Source organism: Bradyrhizobium sp. 2S1 (assembly GCF_011516625.5).
In the GTDB taxonomy this organism is placed as follows: Bacteria; Pseudomonadota; Alphaproteobacteria; order Rhizobiales; family Xanthobacteraceae; genus Bradyrhizobium; species Bradyrhizobium septentrionale.
This window is the reverse complement of sequence record NZ_CP147717.1, coordinates 9271798-9290243: the sequence shown is the minus strand read 5'-3', so window position 1 is coordinate 9290243 and position 18446 is coordinate 9271798. Positions and strand designations below refer to the sequence as shown.

The following is an 18446-nucleotide window of genomic DNA, read 5'->3' as shown; positions in this document are numbered from 1 at the left end:
AGCGCTCCTGCTGAGTGCGTCAGGCGAAGTAGCAGCTCACGGAACCGTTCGGTCCGTAATCGGCCTGAATGGTGTCACCCTTGCGGGTCTCGATCGGGCGGATGAAGGAGCCTGCCAGCACGACCTGTCCGGCCTCCAGCGCCAGCCCGTTCGGGGCGATCTTATTGGCGAGCCACGCCACCGCGGTCGCCGGATGATTCAACACGCCGGCGGCGAGTCCGGTTTCCTCGAGCTGGCCATTTCGGTAGCAGAGCGCGCCGATCCAGCGCAGATCGGTTTCCAGCGGACGGATCGGCCGGCCGCCGAGCACGATGCCGGCATTGGCGGCGTTGTCGGCGATGGTGTCGAAGATTTTTCGTGTTGCCTTGGTCTCGGGGTCGACGCGTTCGACCCGTGTATCCAGGATTTCCAGTGCCGGCACCACGAAGTCGGTGGCGTTGAGCACGTCGAACAGCGTGCAGTTCGGCCCAGCCAGGCGATGCTTTATCACGAAGGCGAGCTCGGCCTCGACGCGGGTTGCGATGAAGCGGTCGGTCGGCACCAAGCCGCCATCGGCAAAGAACATGTCGTCGAGCAGGATGCCGGAATCGGGCTCGTCGATATTGAGCGCGCTTTGCATCGCCTTCGACGTCAGGCCGATCTTGTGGCCCTTGACGACGCGGCCCTGCGCCACCTTCATCTCGACCCAGGCCTTCTGAATCGCGTAGGCCTCTTCGAGGGTGATACGGGGGTATTCCAGCGACAGCTGGCGGATTTGCTTGCGGGTCTTTTCCGCAGTGTCGAGCCGTTCGGCGGCAGCGCGGATATCGTCCTTGGAGAGGGCCATGCGTGATACACAAAAGTGGATGCTGGGGAGATGATTAACATGTTAAGTGAATTCCCGAAAACTGAATCGGGGCATGCTGCAACGCAAAAGATCGTTGTGGTGGATTGAGCGATGGCGCGAAAAAATAACGACACGCGGTCGGGGCAGGGTGATGAAGGATCGCCGCGCCGCACGCCGATGCGCGAGTTTTCGCGCTCGCTGCCGATGTCGCTGCTCCGCGCCCGCGAAGCGGTGATGCGGCAATTCCGTCCGTCGCTGCGCAATCACGGGCTGACCGAGCAGCAATGGCGGATCCTGCGTGCGCTCACCGCGGTCGACGAGATCGAGGTCACCGAGCTCGCCCGCATGGCGTTTCTGCTCGGCCCGAGCCTGTCGCGCATCCTGCGCGATCTCGAGGCGCGCCAGTTGATCGAGCGCAAGGCGGCGGCGACAGACGCGCGACGTGCGGTGGTTTCGATCTCCGCCAAGGGGTTGAAGCTGATCGAGGCGGTGGCGCCGACCTCGGAGGTGATCTACGCCGCCATCACCAGGCGCTATGGCGCGCGCAAGCTCGCGGAACTGCAGGAGATGCTGGGCGCGTTGGAAGCCAGCCTTGCCGGAATGAGCTCCACGGATGATGTCGAGCTCGATGCGGACGAGTAGCCGGCAATTTGCGCGAGGGCGCGCAGCAGTGCCGGTCAGGCCATGTAGGGAACGCGCGAAATCACGTTGATGGCACGGAATTCGGCGATCCAGCCGGCGACCTTCGAGTGGGACCACTCGATATGCCGGCGCAGGGTCGCGGCCGCCGCATCGCCGTCGCGGGCGCGCAAGGCTTCAATGATCACCAGATGCTCGTCCATGAAGGAATCGATCTGCGGCGCGGTCAGGGCGACCTGAATGTGCTTGCCGATCACGAAAGCGCAGTGGGTGCGCTTGAGGGCTTCGAGCATCTCGCGGTTGACGCCGTAACCGAGGCACTGGATATGGAGGTCACCCTCGATCTCGTCGAGTTCGCCGACGCCGACGCGGTCGCGATATTGGATGCCCTCGCGCAGCCGCTCGGCCATCCGGTCGAGCAGCGCCGCCGGTATCTTTGCGGCAGCGGATTTCAGCAGCAGCGGTTCCAGCGTCGCGCGCATCTCGAAGATGTCGCGAACGCGGTCCTCGTCCAGCGGCACCACGTACCAGTGGGCCTTGGCGCCTTTCTCCAGGATTCCGATCGCCTGCGCGCGTAGCAGCAGGTTGCGCGCAACCGTGCGCCCGACCCGGAAATGCCGCGCCAGTGCGAGCTCGCTGACGCGGAAGCGTCCGAACAGCGACCGGTAGATGATCTCGCGTTCGAGCTTGTAATAGAGGGCGTCCCAGGCGTCGCTGCGCACCGCCTCGACCGGCCCGTCGGTCAGCCCCAGCATCTCCGGCGTGATCGGGACGCGACGCGGTTCGACCTGGCGCTTGCCGGCGATGACGCCGCGGCCGTCGAACCGGCGCACCAGGCCGATAAGCTCCAACTGCTCGAAGGCCTGCCGCACCGGGGAGCGGCTGGAGCCGAACATGGTCGCAATCGCCGATTCGGAGAGAACCGTGCCGGGCGGCACGTCACCGGTCCGGATACGCTTGGCCAATGCGGCCTTGATCAGCGCATAGGCCGGTTGTTTCCGTCTGGTCTGCGATTTCGCTCTTGGCATCGACATGGATGGGTGCTCGGCCGCCACACTAACACGTGATCGCGTCGCGGTCGCTCGCAACAGGCATTTACGCACCGCCTGTGCCGAACTTTTGACTATTGCGTGCAATGTACAATCATGGTTAGCTGGCCCATACGCTTGGATTTGATGGTCGCCGTTGCACGTCGGGTGCGCTGCAGCGGCGCTGATGTTTGTTCGTCACGCTGCGATTGCTGTGGACAGGGCAACGAGTCTACGCGTCCAGCTCGTCTCAACGCAGCCGACAAGCAAGTTCGGCGCAATACAGGGAGGATTGAATGAAACTGACGAGGCGTGAGTTTTCCGCCGGTTTGGCGGCAGGTCTCGCTGCTCCCGCGCTGATGCGGAGCGCTTGGGCGCAAGGCGCGACCATCAAGATCGGCATGTGCGTGCCGGTGACCGGACCGGCCGCGGAGCAGGGGCTGTGGGCGCAGAACGGCGCCAAGCTGGCGCTGGCCGCGGTCAACAAGGCCGGTGGCGTGCTCGGCAAGCAGGTCGAACTCGTCATCGAGGACGACCAGACCACCAATCCGGGCATCGTGCTGGCCTTCTCCAAGCTCGCCGCGCAATCCGACATCGTCGCCTTCCTCGGCTCGATCCGCTCGACCCAAGTGCAGGCGATGGCGCCCGACGTGATCAAGGTCGGCAAGCCGGTGATGATCGGCGGCACCAATCCCGACCTTACCCATTCCGGCAATCCGTGGCTGTTCCGCTTCCGTCCGAATGACAATTATTCCGGCCGCGTGATCGCCGATTTCGGCGTCAACACGCTGGGCAAGAAGAAATGGGCGATCGTCCATTCCACCGATGCCTTCGGCACCGCGGGCGGCAAGGCGCTGTCAGAAGCGCTGACCAAGCTCGGCGCGCCGCCGGTGCTCGACCAGGGCTATGCCAACCAGAGCCAGGACTTCACCCCTGTGGTGCTGGCGGTGAAGCAGTCCGGCGCAGATGTGCTCGGCACCTACTTCACCTTCGAGAACGACCTCGGCATCTTTGCCCGGCAGCTGCGTCAGCTCGGCGTCAACATCCCCTGGGTCGGCTCGCCCTCGGTGGTGGCGGTCTCCTCGACCAAGCTCGCCGGCCCCGCGCTGTTCGGTACCTTCGGGGTCGCCGACTTCGCCGAAGACTCAAGCGACGCCGCAAAGACGTTCGGCAAGGCCTATCGCGATGCCTACAAGACCGCGCCCGACAATCAGAGCGCCTGGCCATACGACGCGATCACCATCCTGTCGGCGGCGATCAACAAGGCGGGCTCGACCGATTCGAACAAGATCCGCGACGCCATCCTGGCGACGCAGAAATTCGCCGGTGCCGAAGGCGAGTACAATTTCGACAAGAACGGCGACGGCCTGCACGGCTACAACGTCGTGAAGAACGAGAAGGGCACGATCGTCTACGACAAGCACATCGACTTCAACGATTGATTGCGGATCGGCCTCGCCGTTGAACCCGGCGAGGCCGCTTCCCCCGCGCACACTGTTCTGATCGGGCGCTGTCATGGATCTGGTCCTACAACTTCTGTTCACGGGCATCGGCATCGGCGCGGTCTACGCGCTGGTCGCGCTCGGCTTCGTGCTGATCTTCCGCGCCACCAATGTGGTGAACTTCGCGCAAGGCGAATTCTCGATGGTCGCCGCCTATCTGATGGTGGTGTTCTCGGTCGATCTCGGCTGGCCTTACTGGCTGTCGTTTCTGATCGCGCTCGCCGGCATGGCGCTGTTCGGCGTCATCTTCAATCTCGGCGTCTACTATCCGCTGCGCCACCGCACCTATCTGCCTGTCATCATCGCCACCATCGGCGCCTCGATCCTGCTGTCGAACTCGGTGCTCGCGATCTACGGCCCGCAGCCGCAGGTGCTGCAGGGCTGGTTCGATACGCCCGGCATCCAGCTCGGCCCGGTCTATCTGGACAGCCAGTACCTGTTGATCATCGGCGTCACCATCCTGCTGGTGCTGTTCAATTTCTGGTTCTTCGAGAAGACGCTGCTCGGCAAGAAGCTGCAGGCGACCTCGTAGGACAAGGAGATGGCCTCGCTGCTCGGCATTTCCGTCTCCACCATGATCATGATCACCTTCATCTATTCGGCTGTGCTCGGCGGTCTCGCCGGCATCCTGGTGGCGCCCGTGCTGTTCGTCTCGATCCAGATGGGCTCGACGATTGCGCTGAAGGCGTTTGCCGCGACCATCATCGGCGGCTTCGGCGACGTCGCCGGCGCCATCGTCGGCGGGCTTGCGCTCGGCGTCATCGAGACCTTCGGCGCGGCCTACATCTCGGTGCCGTACAAGGACGGCTTTGCCTTCCTGGTGCTGATCGCCTTCCTGGTGTTCCGACCGCAGGGCATCTTCGGCGAACGTGTCGCGGAGAAAGCATGAGCGCCAGCGACAACATGATCCCGGCGCCGGCCGTGCGCTCCAAGCCGCTGATCGTCCGTCATCTGCCGTATTTCGTCGGCGCTGCAGTGCTGGTGGCGCTGGCTGCCGGCATGCGGTTCGATGGCTACATCCTCAACATCCTGCTGCAGGCCACGACCTTCTCGATCGCGGTGTTCGGGCTTTCGGTCGTGCTCGGCCTGTGCGGCCAGATCAACCTGGCGCAGGCCGCATTCTTCGGCTTCGGCGCTTATGCGGTCGGTCTCGGGACCGCCGACCTGCATTTGAACTTCTGGCTCTGCCTGGTTGCGGCCTGCGTCATCACGCCGGTGGCGGGCGCGTTCCTCGGCATGTCGACGCTGAGGCTGGGCGGGCATTACTTGGCCATGGTGACGATCTCGTTCCAACAGATCGTGACGCTGGTGATGATCAATGCCATCGGCCTGACCCACGGGCCGGACGGCGTCGCCAATATTCGCCGGCCCGAACTGTTCCAGTCGTCGCAGAGCTATCTCGCCTTCTGCGTCGCGATGCTCGCGATCGTCGGCTATCTGGTCTGGCATCTGCCTGACACCAAGCTCGGCCGCGCCATGCGCGCGGTGCGCGACAATGAGCTCGCGGCTGGCGTCAACGGCATCGACGTGTTCCGCACCAAGATCTACGCGTTCGGGCTCTGCGCGCTGCTCGGCGGTCTGGCCGGCGGCCTGTTCGCCGGCGGCTTTGCCTATGTCAGCCCGGATCAGTTCTCGTTCGCGGAATCGATCGTGTTCCTGACCATGTCGCTGCTCGGCGGCGTGGCCTCGCCGATCGGCTCGGTGATCGGCACCGGGCTGTTGATCCTGATCCCGGAATGGCTGCGCTTCCTGAAGAGCGTGCCGGGACTTTATCTGGCGATCTACGGCCTGTCGGTGATCCTGATCATCCGCTTCATGCCCGACGGCATCTGGGGCTTTGTGTCTGATGCATTCACGCGCTTGCGGGCGCATGCCAAGGCGCCGCCGGCTGCGGCTGCCTTGCAGCTCAGGCCGGCGACCACCGGCGGCGACATCGTGCTCGAAGTGACCGGGCTCTCGAAGCATTTCGGCGGCCTGAAAGCGGTCGACGGCGTCGACATCGCGGTGAAGCGCGGCGGCGTGCATGCGCTGATCGGACCCAACGGCTCCGGCAAGACCACGACGCTGAACGTGTTGTCCGGCCTCTACAAGGCAACTGCCGGCAAGATCGTGCTCGACGGCACCGACATCACCAATATGGCGCCGCATCAGCGCACGGCGGCGGGTCTCGGCCGCACCTTCCAGAACATCCGCCTGTTCCGCTCGATGACGGCGCTGGAGAATGTCGAGATCGGCGCCGAGCGGCCCGGCAACACCATGATCGGGAAGGGCGAGGACGCGTTGACCGAGCGCGCGATGGAGGCGCTGACCTTTGTCGGCCTCGGCAATCGCGCCAACGAGCTGATCTCGAGTTTCTCCTACGGCCACCAGCGCCTGATCGAGATCGCGCGGGCGCTGGCGTCGAACCCGACGCTGCTGCTGCTCGACGAGCCGGCCGCCGGCCTCAACTCGACCGAGAAGCTCGAGCTGCATGAGCTATTGAAGCGGATCGCAGCGCAAGGCCTCACCATCCTGATCATCGATCACGACATGACGCTGGTCTCGGAAGCCGCCCAGCACATCTCCGTGCTGAACTTCGGACGCCGCATCGCGGACGGCGAGTCCATGGCGGTGCTGCGCCATCCCGACGTCGTCTCCGCCTATCTCGGAAGCGAATGATGCCGCTGCTCGAAATCCGCAATCTCGTGGTCCGCTACGGCGAGATCGAGGCGCTGCGCGGCGTCACCATCGCCGTGGAGCAGGGGCAGGTGGTCACGCTGCTCGGCGCCAACGGCGCCGGCAAGTCGACCACGCTGCGTGCGATCTCAGGCCTCGCCAAGCCCGCCTCCGGCGACATCATGTTCGACGGTCACTCGATCGCCGGCCTCGGGCCGGAGGCGATCGTGCGGCTCGGCATCTCGCATGTGCCGGAAGGTCGCCGCGTGTTCCCGGGCCTCACCGTGAAAGAGAACATCATGCTCGGCGCGTCGAACCGGAAGGTATCGGCGTCGCAGATCTCGCGCGAGGCCGACGCGATGTTCGACCTGTTTCCGGACATCCGTGCCTTTTCCAACGCGCTCGGCTGGACATTGTCCGGCGGCCAGCTGCAGATGGTCGCGGTGGCGCGCGGCCTGATGGCCAAGCCGCGATTGTTGCTACTGGACGAGCCCTCGCTCGGGCTGGCGCCTGTCATCGTGCAGGCGGTGTTCCGCATCATTTCGCAGATCAGGAAGGACACCACGGTCTTGCTCGTCGAGCAAAATGCGCGCATGGGACTTTCGGTCGCCGATCACGGTTTTGTCCTCGAGACCGGGCGGATCGTGCTGGGCGGCAAGCCTGACGAATTGTGGGGCAACGAAGCCATCGCCGCGGCCTATCTCGGCGGCCACGCCAAAACCCACGCCTAACAACGCACCGTGCTTTATCAAGCGAGCTAGTCTTTCATGGTCACCATCAAGGTCGATAACCTCATCAACTTCGTCTCCGAGGTGTTTTCCCATTCGGAGTCCGCTCCGGACGAGGCGAAGCGCATCGCGACCTACCTGACGACGGCAAACCTCACCGGCCACGACAGCCACGGCGTGATCCGCGTGCCGGTCTATGTCAGGTGGAAGAAGATGGGCTCGATCGTGCCGAACCAGACCCCCGAGGTCGTGGTCGACACGCCGTCGCTCGCGGTGGTCGACGGCAAGTTCGGCTATGGCCAGACCGTCACGCCGATTGCGGTCAAGCTCGGCATCGAAAAGTGCAAGAAGGCAGGCCTTGCTGCAGTCGCGCTGCGCAACTCCGGCCATCTCGGCCGCGTCGGCGACTGGGCCGAAATGGCCGCCGCCGAAGGTCTCGTCTCGATCCATTTCGTGACTGCGGCCGGCTCGCTGCTGGTCGCGCCTTACGGTGGCGTCGAGAAGCGGCTGTCGACCGCGCCATATTGCGTCGGCATTCCGCGCGAGGGCCAGGATCCGATCGTGCTCGATTTCGCCACCTCCGTTGTTGCGGAAGGCAAGGTGCTGGTGGCAAGCCGCGGCGGCAAGAAGCTGCCACATGGCGCGCTGGTCGATGCCGACGGCACGCTGAGCGAAGATCCGCACGTGCTATATGGCCCGTACACACCGGACGGGCCGCGCGACCACACCAAGGGAACCGGCGCGATCCGCGCCTTCGGCGATCACAAGGGCTCGGGCCTTGCCTTCATCTGCGAGCTGCTCGGTGGCGCGCTGACCGGCACCGGCGCGACGTCGTCGGACCGGCGCTTCGCCAACGGCATGATGGCGTTCTACATCGATCCCAAGGTGATCGACACCAGCAACTTCTTCGACGGCGAGATCACCCGCTACACCGATTTCATCCGCGCCACCAAGCCGATCGCGGGTACAGAGTCCGTGCTGGTTCCGGGCGATCCCGAGCGGAAAACCCGTGCCGACCGCACCAAAAACGGCATCCCCTTGCCTGACGACACCTGGGCGGCGATAGTGAACACCGCGCGCGAAGTCGGCGTCAGCGAAGTCTCGATCCAGCGGGCGACCAGCTGAGGTCCGCCCTCCAAGAAACCTGAAGAAACACAAAGGAAACGTGATCAATGGCAAACAAGGTCAAGCAGGTCTGGGCATCGGGCAAGGCGGTGGTGAACGCGTGGCTCGCGATCCCCTCCGGGTTTTCGGCCGAAGTAATCGCGCAATGCGGCTTCGACAGCGTCACCGTCGACATGCAGCACGGCGTGCAGGATTATCTGTCGATGGTGCAGTGCTTCCAGTCGATGCATGCACATCCGGTGACGCCGATGGTCCGCGTGCCCTGGAACGAGCCGAGCATCATCGGCAAGGTGCTGGACGGCGGCGCCTATGGCGTGATCTGCCCGATGGTCAACACGCCGCAGGAAGCCAAGAACCTCGTCTCTTATGCGAAGTATCCGCCGAAGGGCGTGCGCTCCAATGGCCCGATCCGCGCCGGCATGTATGGTTCCGCCGGCACCTATCAGCAGACGGCGAATGACGAGATCGTGCTGCTGCCGATGATGGAGACCAAGACCGCCGTCGAGAACATGGAAGCGATCCTCGATGTCGAAGGCATCGACGGCGTCTATATCGGCCCGTCCGATCTCGGCTTCTCCTATGGTCTGGTGCCGAAGCTCGATCGCGACGAGCCCGAGATCCTCAAGATCTACGAGAAGATCATCAAGGAATGCGGCAAGCGTGGCCTCAACCCCGGCATCCACTGCTCCGGCGCCGATGGCGCAGTGCGCGCGATCAACATGGGCTTCAAGCTCGTGACGCTGTCGAACGAAGTCGGCCTGATGCAGACCTACGCCAAGATGCAGGTCAACGCGACCCGCGAGAAGTCCGGCGGCAAAGCCTGATTGTCACTTCTCCCTCGCCCCGCTCTTGCGGGGAGAGGGTTGGGGTGAGGAGCCTCTATCCGGCGAGCACCATCGTTGGAATTGACATTGTGCCTTGCCCCTCACCCGGATCGCTGACGCGATCCGACCTCTCCCCGCAAAAGGGCGGAGAGAGCTGAAGAACTCCGAAGGAGAACTCCCATGGCCTCGGCACAAGTGATCCGCCTGCACGCCGACGACAGCGTCCTGATCGCACGCGCGAGCCTGCCGCCGGGGCTCGAGGTGGCCGACGGTGTCACCACGGTCGACCGCATTCCGGCCGGCCACAAGGTCGCGATCAAGCCGATCGCGTCAGGTGAGCCGATCAGGCGCTACGGCCAGATCATCGGCTTTGCGACGCAGCCGATCGCACCCGGCCAGCACGTGCATACGCAGAACTGCGGCATGGGCGACTTCGCCAAGGACTATGCCTATGGCGTCGACGTCAAGCCGGTGCCGAATTTCGATCTGCCGGCGACCTTCGAGGGCATTCGCCGTGCCGACGGCCGCGTCGCCACCCGCAACTATATCGGCATCCTCACCTCGGTGAATTGCAGCGCCCATGTCGCCGGCATCGTCGCCGACATGTTCAAGAAGAATCCGTTCACCGGCGACAACCCGCTCGCCGATTTCCCGAATGTCGATGGCGTCGTCGCGCTGACCCACAAGACCGGTTGCGGCATGACCCAGGACGAGCCCCTGGCGCTGCTCCGCCGCACGCTCGGCGGCTATGCGCGGCACGTCAATTTCTCCAACGTCATCGTGCTCGGCCTCGGCTGCGAGGTGAACCAGATCGGCGGGTTGATGCAGGAGCAGAAGCTCGCCGGCCGGCTGCGCGCGATGGACATCCAGGAGGTCGGCGGCACGCGCAAGACCGTGGAAGCCGGCGTTGCCTTCGTGAAGGAAGCACTCACCGATGCCAACAAGGTCAAGCGCGAGGCGGTGCCGGCGAGTGAGCTCACCGTAGCGCTGCAATGCGGCGGCTCGGATGGTTACTCCGGTGTGTCGGCCAATCCGGCGCTCGGCGCCGCGAGCGATCTGCTGGTCCGTCACGGCGGCACCGTGATCCTCTCGGAAACGCCCGAGACCTACGGCGCCGAGCATCTGTTGACCCGCCGCGCCGTCAGCCGCGAGGTCGGCGAGAAGCTGGTCGGCCTGATGCGCTGGTGGGAGGAATACACCCAGCGCGAGGGTGCCGAGATGAATGCCAATCCGAGCCCGGGCAACAAGGCCGGCGGCCTCACCACGATCCTTGAGAAGTCGCTCGGCGCGATGGCGAAGGCCGGCAGCACCAACCTCGTCGACGTGCTGCACTATGCCGAGCCCGTTACCAAGAAGGGTTTTGTGTTCATGGACACGCCCGGTTACGACCCGGTCGCCGCGACCGGGCAGGTCGCCGGTGGCGCCAACCTCGTCTGTTTCACCACCGGCCGCGGCAGCGTGTTCGGCTGCAAGCCCGCGCCGTCGATCAAGCTTGCGACCAACACGCCGATGTACAAGCGGATGGAAGACGACATGGACGTCAATTGCGGCACCATCCTCGACGGCGAGGAGAGCGTGCAGGAATGCGGCCAGCGCATCTTCGACCTCATCCTCAAGACCGCCTCGGGCCAGCCGACCAAGAGCGAGAGTTTTGATTTCGGCGGCGCCGAGTTCGCGCCCTGGGTACTCGGCGCGACGATGTAGGCGCGGAGGACACATGCGCGGGCGTCGGTTCGGAACAATTGGATGCCTCGCATTTCTGGCCGCCTTGAGTGTTGGCGTCGGTTCGGCTGACGCCGCAAACATTGTGGCGCTTGGCGCGAGCAACACCTACGGAAAGGGCGTGGCGCGCAACCAGGCCTATCCCGCGCAGCTCGAAGCGATCTTGCGGGCGAAGGGATTGAACGTCCGTGTCGTGAACGCCGGCATCAATGGCGACACCACGGAAGGGATGCTGCAACGCCTGGACCGGGCCGTCCCGAACGGCACCAGTGCGGTTATCTTGCAGCCGGGCGGCAATGATCGGCGCAAGGGCAGCCCTGACCGGACAGCCGATATTCAAAGTCGCCTCAGTGCCCGTGGCATCGCGGTGATCATGCTCTCCAACGGGATGTTGAGCGGTCTCCCCCATCAGCCCGACGGCCAGCATTTGACCCCCGAGGGCTATCATATGCTCGCCCAGTCGCTGGCTTCGCAGGTGTCGGGGGCGATCGGCCGCTAGCCGGTGAGGGTCTCCGGCCGCGCCAATTGCTGACATCGGGACAACGCGCGGATATTTCCTGGGCAATCGCTGCCCGTTGTTAGTGCTTGATGTCGACCGGCAGCAGTGTTCTGCTCAAAAAAGCTGCTGGAGTCCTCGGTCCGTGTCGATCTTCGTCGCACTGCATCACGTCACGCACTACAAATACGACCGGCCGATCGATCTCGGGCCCCAGACCATTCGGCTCCGGCCCGCGCCGCATACCCGCACGCCGATCCTGAGCTACTCACTCAAGGTCACGCCCGCCAATCACTTCGTGAACTGGCAGCAGGATCCGCAGGGCAACTGGCTGGCGCGCTACGTCTTTCCGGAGAAGACAACCGAGCTCAAGGTCGAGGTCGACTTCACCGCCCAGATGACGGTGGTCAATCCGTTCGACTTCTTCGTCGAGCCCTATGCCAGCAGCTTTCCGTTCGAATACGACAGCGATCTCAAGATCGAGCTCGCGCCCTATCTGGAAACGGACGAGCCCGGGCCGTTGCTCGCCGCTTACCTGAAGGACATTCCGCGCAACGCCGACAGCACGGTCAATTTCCTGGTCGAGCTGAACGCGCAGCTGCAGAAGAAAATCAGCTACGTCATCCGGATGGAGGCCGGCATCCAGACGCCCGAGGAGACGCTTGCCGCCGGCTCCGGCTCCTGCCGCGATTCGGCGTGGCTCTTCATCCAGGCGCTGCGCCATCTCGGGCTCGCCGCGCGTTTCGTCTCCGGCTATCTCATCCAGATCCGGCCGGACATCGATCCGATCGAAGGGCCGCGCGAGGTCGAGAGCGATTTCACCGACCTGCACGCCTGGGCCGAAGTCTATCTGCCGGGCGCGGGCTGGATCGGCTTCGACGTCACCTCCGGCATGCTGACAGGCGAGGGGCACATTCCGGTCTGTGCCACGCCGCACTACCGCTCGGCCGCGCCGGTGACCGGCACCGCAGGCTTCGCCAATACCGAGTTCGGCTTCGAGATGACCGTCAAGCGGATCCGCGAGGCGCCGCGGATCACGAGGCCGTTTTCGGATGATTCCTGGGCGCGGCTCGACCGGCTCGGCGAGGAGGTCGATGCCGACCTGACGAAGGACGATGTGCGGCTGACCATGGGCGGCGAGCCGACTTTTGTTTCGGTCGACGATCTGGAATCTCCGGAGTGGAACGTCGCCGCGGTTGGCCCGACCAAGCGCGCACTCGCCGACGAATTGATCCGTAAGCTGCGCACCCGGTTCGCGCCCGGCGGCCTGCTGCATTACGGCCAGGGCAAATGGTATCCCGGCGAAAGCCTGCCGCGCTGGGCGTTCGGCCTCTATTGGCGCAAGGACGGCAAGCCGATCTGGAACAATGCCGACCTGATCGCTTCAGTCGAAAATCCGCGCAAAGCTGAGATCGCAGACGCAGAGCGCTTCGCAATCGGCATCGCCGCGCGGCTTGGCCTGAAGGCGGACTACGTCATGCCGGCCTTTGAGGACACTGCGTTCTGGCTCGAGCGCGAGGCAGGCCTGCCGGCCAATGTGAGCCCGGCCAACTCCAAATTGGCCGATCCGGAAGAGCGCGCACGGATCGCGCGGGTGTTTGACGAGGGGCTGACGTCACCGAAGGGCTTTGCGCTGCCGATCCAGCGCTGGTCTCCGCTCGGCGACCGCGTGCCGGCGCGCTGGCGTAGCGAGCGCTGGAAGATCCGGCGCAGCCATTTGTTCCTCTTTCCGGGCGATTCCCCCCTGGGCTTGCGCCTTCCGATCGGCTCGCTCGAACTCGTCCCGCCCGATGATTTTCCCTTTGTCGTCGAGCAGGACCCGATGGCACCACGCGATGCACTGGGGGAGATCGATCCGGAGCTGAAGCAGGCACTCAAGGACATTGAAGAGCCGCTGCCGGTGCGCACCGCGATGTCGATCGAGGTGCGCGACGGCGTGCTGTGCGCCTTCATGCCGCCGGTCGAGAAGGTCGAGGATTATCTCGAGCTGATCGCCGCGATCGAAGCCGCCGCCGAGGAACTGCAACTGCAAGTCCACGTCGAGGGCTACGCACCGCCGTTCGATCCGCGCATCGAGGTGATCAAGGTGACGCCGGACCCCGGCGTGATCGAGATCAACGTGCAGCCGGCGCAAAGCTGGCGCGAGGCTGTCGATATCACCCTCGGCCTTTATGAGGATTCCGCGAAGACGCGGCTAGGGGCCAACCGTTTCCTGATCGATGGCCGTCACACCGGCACCGGCGGCGGCAACCAAATCGTGGTCGGCGGCAGCAAGCCTGAGGACTCGCCGTTCCTGCGCCGGCCCGATCTGCTGAAGAGCCTCGTGCTGTACTGGCAGCGGCATCCGTCGCTGTCCTATTTGTTCTCCGGCATGTTCATCGGCCCGACCAGTCAGGCGCCGCGCATCGACGAGGCGCGGCATGATGGGCTCTATGAGCTCGAGATCGCGCTGTCGCACGTGCCGCCGGCGGGCATGGACGCGCCGCTGTGGCTGGTCGACCGGCTGTTCCGGCATATCCTGGTCGATATCACCGGCAACACCCATCGCGCGGAAATCTGCATCGACAAGCTCTACTCGCCCGACGGCCCGACCGGCCGGCTCGGCCTGGTCGAATTCCGCGCGCTTGAAATGCCGCCCGATCCGCGGATGTCGCTGGCGCAGCAGCTTCTGATCCGCGCGCTGATCGCCAAGCTGTGGCGCGAGCCGCAGCAGGGCAAATTCGTGCGCTGGGGCACCGCGCTGCATGACCGCTTCATGCTGCCGCATTTTCTCTGGGAGGATTTCCTCGGCGTACTCGCCGAGCTCAAGCAGTCCGGCTACGACGTCGAGCCGGAATGGTATCAGGCCCAGCTCGAATTCCGTTTCCCCGCCTTCGGTCGCGTCCATCACGGCGGCGTCGGCCTGGAGTTGCGGCAGGCGCTCGAGCCCTGGCACGTGCTGGGCGAGGAGGGCACCGCGGGCGGCACCGTGCGTTACGTCGATTCCTCGGTCGAGCGGCTGCAGGTGAAGGCGACCGGATTCGTCGAGGGCCGCCACGTCATCACCTGCAATGGAAGGCGGATGCCGATGACCGAGACCGGCCGCGCCGGCGAGGCGGTCGCCGGCGTCCGCTTCAAGGCCTGGCAGCCGGCCTCCGGGCTGCATCCGACCATTCCCGTGCACGCGCCGCTGACGTTTGATCTGATCGATACCTGGAACGGCCGCTCGCTCGGCGGCTGCGTCTATCACGTCGCCCACCCCGGCGGCCGCAACTATGAGACCAAGCCGGTCAATTCCTACGAGGCCGAGGCGCGGCGGCTGGCGCGCTTCCAGGATTATGGCCATACCCCCGGCAGGATCGAGACACCGTCGGAAGAGCGCACAATTGAGTTTCCCTTGACCCTCGACTTGCGGTCGCCGCTCCTGCACTAATTGTGTCAAGGGGAAGTGGAATGACCGCATCGGGTGGGCAAGGCAGCAGTCAGGAGAGCAGGGCCCGTCCCGGTCAGCGCCGGATGGCGCAGTGGACCCGCGACTATGTCCGGCTGCCCGGCATTCCCGACGAATATATTGCCGAGAACGGCGCACCGCGGCCGGTCTGGGCCCGCTTCTTCGACGCCTTTGCCGCGCTGTCGCCGGCCGATATCGAGCGCCGCTTTGCCTCCGCCGACCGTCATCTGCGCGAGGCCGGCGTCACCTATCGCGCGCCCGGCGACACTTCCGACCGGATCTGGCCGCTCAGTCATCTGCCGCTGATCATCGACGCGGCCGACTGGCGGCAGCTCGCCGCCGGCGTCGCGCAACGCGCACAGCTTCTGGAAATGGTGCTGCGGGATCTCTACGGCGAGGGCCGCCTCGTCGCCGATGGCGCGATTCCTGCGGCGGCGATCGCCGGCAGCAGCGAGTATCTGCGCGCGGTCAGCGGCGTCAAGCCGCCGGGTGGCCGCTATCTGCATCTTTATGCCGCCGACATCGGCCGCGGGCCTGACGGCCGCTGGTGGGTGCTCGGCGATCGCACCCAGGCGCCGTCGGGCGCCGGCTATGCGCTGGAAAACCGCCTGGTGCTGTCGCGCGCCTTTTCCAATCTCTACAAGTCGATGAATGTCGAGCGCGTCGCGCCGTTCTTCGAGGCCTTCCGCGATTCGCTTCGCGCCAGCGCCGACCGCGACGAACCGCGGATCGGCCTGCTGACGCCGGGCGCCTTCAGCGAGACCTATTTCGAGCATGCCACGCTCGCGCGCTATCTCGGCTTCCTGCTGGTCGAGGGTGACGATCTCGCGGTCTCCGGCGACCGCATCCACATCCGCACCGTCGCCGGGCTGAAGCGGCTCGACGTGCTGCTGCGCCGGGTCGATTCCAACATGCTCGATCCGCTCGAGCTCGACGCGTCCTCCTATCTCGGTGTGCCCGGCCTCGTCGAGGTCCTGCGCAAGGGCGGTGTCGTGGTCGCCAACACGCCGGGCTCGGGCGTGCTGGAAGCGCGGGCGCTGCTCGGCTTCCTGCCCAATCTCTGCCGCCGTCTGCTCTCCGAAGACCTGATGATGCCGCACATCGCGACCTGGTGGTGCGGCCAGAAGTCCGCCCGCGAAGAGGTGCTGTCGCGGCTCGACGAGTTCGCGATCGAGGGCGCCTATGGCCGCGGCGTTCCGGATTTTCCCGGCCACGGGCCGGTGCTCCCCGGCGAATTGTCGGCGGCGGACCGCGATCGCCTGAAGGACGCGATCAGCCATCGCGGCATCGACTATGCCGGCCAGGAACTGGTGCGGCTGTCGACCACGCCGGTGTGGGAAAACGGCCGCATCGCGCCGCGCCCGTTCGTGCTGCGGGTGTTCGCGGCGGCGACGCCGAACGGCTGGACCGTGTTGCCCGGCGGCTTCTGCCGGATTGCCGATCGGGCGGATGCGCGCGCGGTGTCGATGGGCGATGGCGCGGTGTCCGCCGACGTCTGGGTGGTCTCCGACAAGGCGGTCGACACCGTGCGTATCCGCCGCATTGCCGGCGTGCTGCCGAGCCGCGCCGCCGACAATCTGTTCTGGCTCGGCCGCTATCTGGAGCGTGCCGAGGCCACCATCCGGCTGATCCGCGCGCTGTGCACGCCGCTGCGCGATCCCGCGCGAGCGAATTCGACCGGCGCCGCGCCGGCGATGCATTCGACCGAGCGCATCCAGCGCATGCTGGTCGCCTGGGGCGCGGCCTCGCAGACCGCGCGCGCCAATCCCGCCAAGGTCGCGCTCGAGGCGTTGCAGAACGAGGAGAAGTTCGGCTCGGCGCTGTCGCTGGTGCGATCGGCGCAACGCACCGCGACCTCGCTCCGCGAGCGGCTGTCGCCGGATGCCTGGCAGGTCATCACCGAGATGGCCGAGCGGCTCGCGATCGAGGTGCATGACGACGACGGCGTCGTCAGCGCCGCCGAGCTGACCTTGCAGGAGCTCGCAAGCTTCGCCGGCCTCGCGCAGGAGAACATGAACCGCGCCGCCGGCTGGCGCTTCCTCGAGATGGGCCGCCGCGCCGAGCGCGCCATCAACACCACGCGCTTTGCCCGCCAGTTCGCCTATGACGAAGCCGGCGACGAGGATCTCGACGTCCTGCTCACGCTGGTCGACTGCCAGATCACCTACCGCTTGCGCTATCTGGTGCAGCCGCTGCTCACGCCGGTGCGGGATCTCGCGGTGCTCGACCCCTACAACCCGCGCTCGGTCGCATTCCAGGTCGCCGCGCTGAACGAGCATATCGCGGCGCTGCCGAGCCTGAAGGAGCACGGCCTGATCGAGCGGCCGCAGCGGCTCGCAGTCGCCGTGGAGGCGATGTTGACGACGGCGGAAGCGGCCAGCCTCGACGTCAAGACGCTGTTCGCGCTGGAGCAGGACCTGCTCAACATCGCCGATGCGGTCGGGCTGCATTATTTCCCGCATGGACCGAACGCCAGCCGGCCGGAGAAGCTCACGGGGCTGGCGTGATCTACGACATCCGTCACGTCACGACCTACAGCTATGAGACCCAGGTCAGCTTCGCGCGCTGCTCGCTGCGGCTGGAGCCGGTCAGCGGCGACGGGCAACAGCTGATCTCGCATTCGGTCGATATCCGCCCCAAGCCCGCGGAGCGCACCGTGCGGCGCGACTTCTTCGGCACGCTGACCGAAAGCGTCCTGATCGAGGCCGCGCATCGCAGCCTTCGCATCGATTCCCGCTCGCGGGTCTCGGTGGCGCGGCAGCCGCCGGCGCGTGGCGCCGCGAGCCCGCCCTGGGAGAGCGTGCGCGATCACGCGTTCGAAGGGGTGAGCCTCGGTGCGGCCTCGCCGGTCGGCTACGTCTTTGCCAGCGCGCTGGTGCCGGTGCTGCGGCCGGTGACGGCCTACGCCTCCGCGAGCTTCTTGCCCGGTGGCGGCATCCTCGCCGGCGCGGCCGACCTGATGCGCCGCATCCGCAGCGACTTCAAATACGATCCCAAGGCGACCGTGATCTCGACACCGCTTCGCGACGTGTTCGAGAAGCGCCATGGCGTCTGCCAGGATTTTGCCCATGTGATGATCGCAGGCCTGCGCGGCCTCGGCCTGCCCGCGGCCTATGTCTCAGGCTATCTGCGCACCATTCCGCCGCCGGGCCAGCCGCGGCTGCAGGGCGCGGACGCAACCCATGCCTGGGTGTCGGTCTGGTGCGGCAGCGAGCTCGGCTGGGTCGGGTTCGATCCGACCAACGATCTCATGGTCGCCAACGACCACATTATTCTCGCCATCGGCCGCGACTTCGCCGACGTCTCGCCGGTCGACGGCGTCATCGTCGGCGCGCGCAAGCAAAAGCTCAGCGTCGCGGTCGACGTGCTGCCGGTGGAGTGAGCGGGGGGCGGTCGCGCGTTCGACCGCGCTAGAGCCTTTTCCGTTCCGATGGAATCGGAACGGGGCTCTAGATTCTTGTTTTGACGCGT

The 18446-nt window shown here is 65.6% G+C and carries 13 protein-coding genes and 1 pseudogene; 12 read left to right on the top strand and 2 right to left on the bottom strand.

Going from position 1 to position 18446, the window contains the following annotated elements; all coding sequences use genetic code 11:
- Window positions 1-19: 19 nt before the first annotated feature.
- Window positions 20-826 carry a 2-oxo-hept-4-ene-1,7-dioate hydratase gene (gene hpaH / locus HAP54_RS44395; protein WP_166297747.1) on the bottom strand — a complete coding sequence of 269 codons (807 nt, stop codon included), beginning with the start codon at window positions 824-826 and terminating at the stop codon, window positions 20-22.
- Between the two features lie 111 nt (window positions 827-937).
- Here hpaH and hpaR point away from each other — a divergent pair, with 111 nt between their 5' ends.
- Window positions 938-1468: a homoprotocatechuate degradation operon regulator HpaR gene (gene hpaR / locus HAP54_RS44390; RefSeq protein ID WP_166297746.1), complete on the top strand. Its 531-nt coding sequence runs from the start codon at window positions 938-940 to the stop codon at window positions 1466-1468.
- Between the two features lie 35 nt (window positions 1469-1503).
- Here hpaR and HAP54_RS44385 read toward each other — a convergent pair whose 3' ends face one another.
- A complete protein-coding gene (locus HAP54_RS44385; protein ID WP_224741513.1) occupies window positions 1504-2520 on the bottom strand; it encodes a GntR family transcriptional regulator in 1017 nt (338 codons plus the stop codon).
- Window positions 2521-2789: 269 nt separating this feature from the next.
- Between HAP54_RS44385 and HAP54_RS44380 the strand changes: the two genes are divergently transcribed.
- The 11 genes and pseudogenes from HAP54_RS44380 (at window position 2790) to HAP54_RS44330 (ending at window position 18357) form a co-directional block, all read left to right on the top strand.
- Complete coding sequence (locus HAP54_RS44380; RefSeq protein ID WP_166297745.1) at window positions 2790-3935, top strand: ABC transporter substrate-binding protein; 1146 nt, start codon at window positions 2790-2792, stop codon at window positions 3933-3935.
- 73 nt (window positions 3936-4008) lie between these two features.
- Window positions 4009-4884: pseudogene (locus tag HAP54_RS44375) on the top strand (branched-chain amino acid ABC transporter permease).
- A complete protein-coding gene (locus HAP54_RS44370; RefSeq protein WP_166297744.1) occupies window positions 4881-6653 on the top strand; it encodes an ABC transporter permease subunit in 1773 nt (590 codons plus the stop codon). The pseudogene HAP54_RS44375 and the gene HAP54_RS44370 overlap by 4 nt, the downstream one beginning before the upstream one ends.
- The gene (locus tag HAP54_RS44365; RefSeq protein ID WP_026192494.1) at window positions 6653-7381 is read left to right on the top strand and encodes an ABC transporter ATP-binding protein; all 729 of its coding nucleotides are present in this window, start codon (window positions 6653-6655) and stop codon (window positions 7379-7381) included. Before HAP54_RS44370 ends, HAP54_RS44365 begins: the two co-directional genes overlap by 1 nt.
- A 36-nt stretch (window positions 7382-7417) precedes the next feature.
- On the top strand, window positions 7418-8503 hold the full coding sequence (locus tag HAP54_RS44360) for a malate/lactate/ureidoglycolate dehydrogenase (RefSeq protein ID WP_166297743.1): 1086 nt from the start codon (window positions 7418-7420) through the stop codon (window positions 8501-8503).
- Window positions 8504-8550: 47 nt separating this feature from the next.
- Entirely contained in the window at window positions 8551-9327 is a 777-nt protein-coding gene (locus tag HAP54_RS44355; RefSeq protein ID WP_166297742.1) for an HpcH/HpaI aldolase family protein, read from the top strand.
- Between the two features lie 180 nt (window positions 9328-9507).
- Window positions 9508-11031, top strand: a complete 1524-nt coding sequence (locus HAP54_RS44350; RefSeq protein ID WP_166297741.1) for a UxaA family hydrolase — start codon at window positions 9508-9510, stop codon at window positions 11029-11031.
- A 13-nt stretch (window positions 11032-11044) separates the two neighbouring features.
- Window positions 11045-11548 (top strand): GDSL-type esterase/lipase family protein, encoded by a 504-nt coding sequence (locus HAP54_RS44345; RefSeq protein ID WP_248114355.1) that lies wholly within the window; start codon window positions 11045-11047, stop codon window positions 11546-11548.
- A 142-nt stretch (window positions 11549-11690) separates the two neighbouring features.
- Complete coding sequence (locus HAP54_RS44340; RefSeq protein ID WP_166297740.1) at window positions 11691-14957, top strand: DUF2126 domain-containing protein; 3267 nt, start codon at window positions 11691-11693, stop codon at window positions 14955-14957.
- Window positions 14958-14977: 20 nt separating this feature from the next.
- A complete protein-coding gene (locus HAP54_RS44335; RefSeq protein ID WP_166297738.1) occupies window positions 14978-17482 on the top strand; it encodes a circularly permuted type 2 ATP-grasp protein in 2505 nt (834 codons plus the stop codon).
- Window positions 17479-18357, top strand: a complete 879-nt coding sequence (locus tag HAP54_RS44330; RefSeq protein WP_166297736.1) for a transglutaminase family protein — start codon at window positions 17479-17481, stop codon at window positions 18355-18357. Before HAP54_RS44335 ends, HAP54_RS44330 begins: the two co-directional genes overlap by 4 nt.
- The last annotated feature ends 89 nt before the right edge of the window (window positions 18358-18446 follow it).

Bases quoted from the DNA above. Each gene is read 5' to 3' on its own strand.
- hpaR (WP_166297746.1), top strand. From the start codon at position 938: ATGGCGCGAAAAAATAACGACACGCGGTCGGGGCAGGGTGATGAAGGA.
- HAP54_RS44345 (WP_248114355.1), top strand. From the start codon at position 11,045: ATGCGCGGGCGTCGGTTCGGAACAATTGGATGCCTCGCATTTCTGGCC.
- hpaH (WP_166297747.1), bottom strand. From the start codon at position 826: ATGGCCCTCTCCAAGGACGATATCCGCGCTGCCGCCGAACGGCTCGAC.
- HAP54_RS44360 (WP_166297743.1), top strand. From the start codon at position 7,418: ATGGTCACCATCAAGGTCGATAACCTCATCAACTTCGTCTCCGAGGTG.
- HAP54_RS44350 (WP_166297741.1), top strand. From the start codon at position 9,508: ATGGCCTCGGCACAAGTGATCCGCCTGCACGCCGACGACAGCGTCCTG.
- HAP54_RS44380 (WP_166297745.1), top strand. From the start codon at position 2,790: ATGAAACTGACGAGGCGTGAGTTTTCCGCCGGTTTGGCGGCAGGTCTC.
- HAP54_RS44365 (WP_026192494.1), top strand. From the start codon at position 6,653: ATGCCGCTGCTCGAAATCCGCAATCTCGTGGTCCGCTACGGCGAGATC.
- HAP54_RS44370 (WP_166297744.1), top strand. From the start codon at position 4,881: ATGAGCGCCAGCGACAACATGATCCCGGCGCCGGCCGTGCGCTCCAAG.
- HAP54_RS44355 (WP_166297742.1), top strand. From the start codon at position 8,551: ATGGCAAACAAGGTCAAGCAGGTCTGGGCATCGGGCAAGGCGGTGGTG.
- HAP54_RS44335 (WP_166297738.1), top strand. From the start codon at position 14,978: ATGACCGCATCGGGTGGGCAAGGCAGCAGTCAGGAGAGCAGGGCCCGT.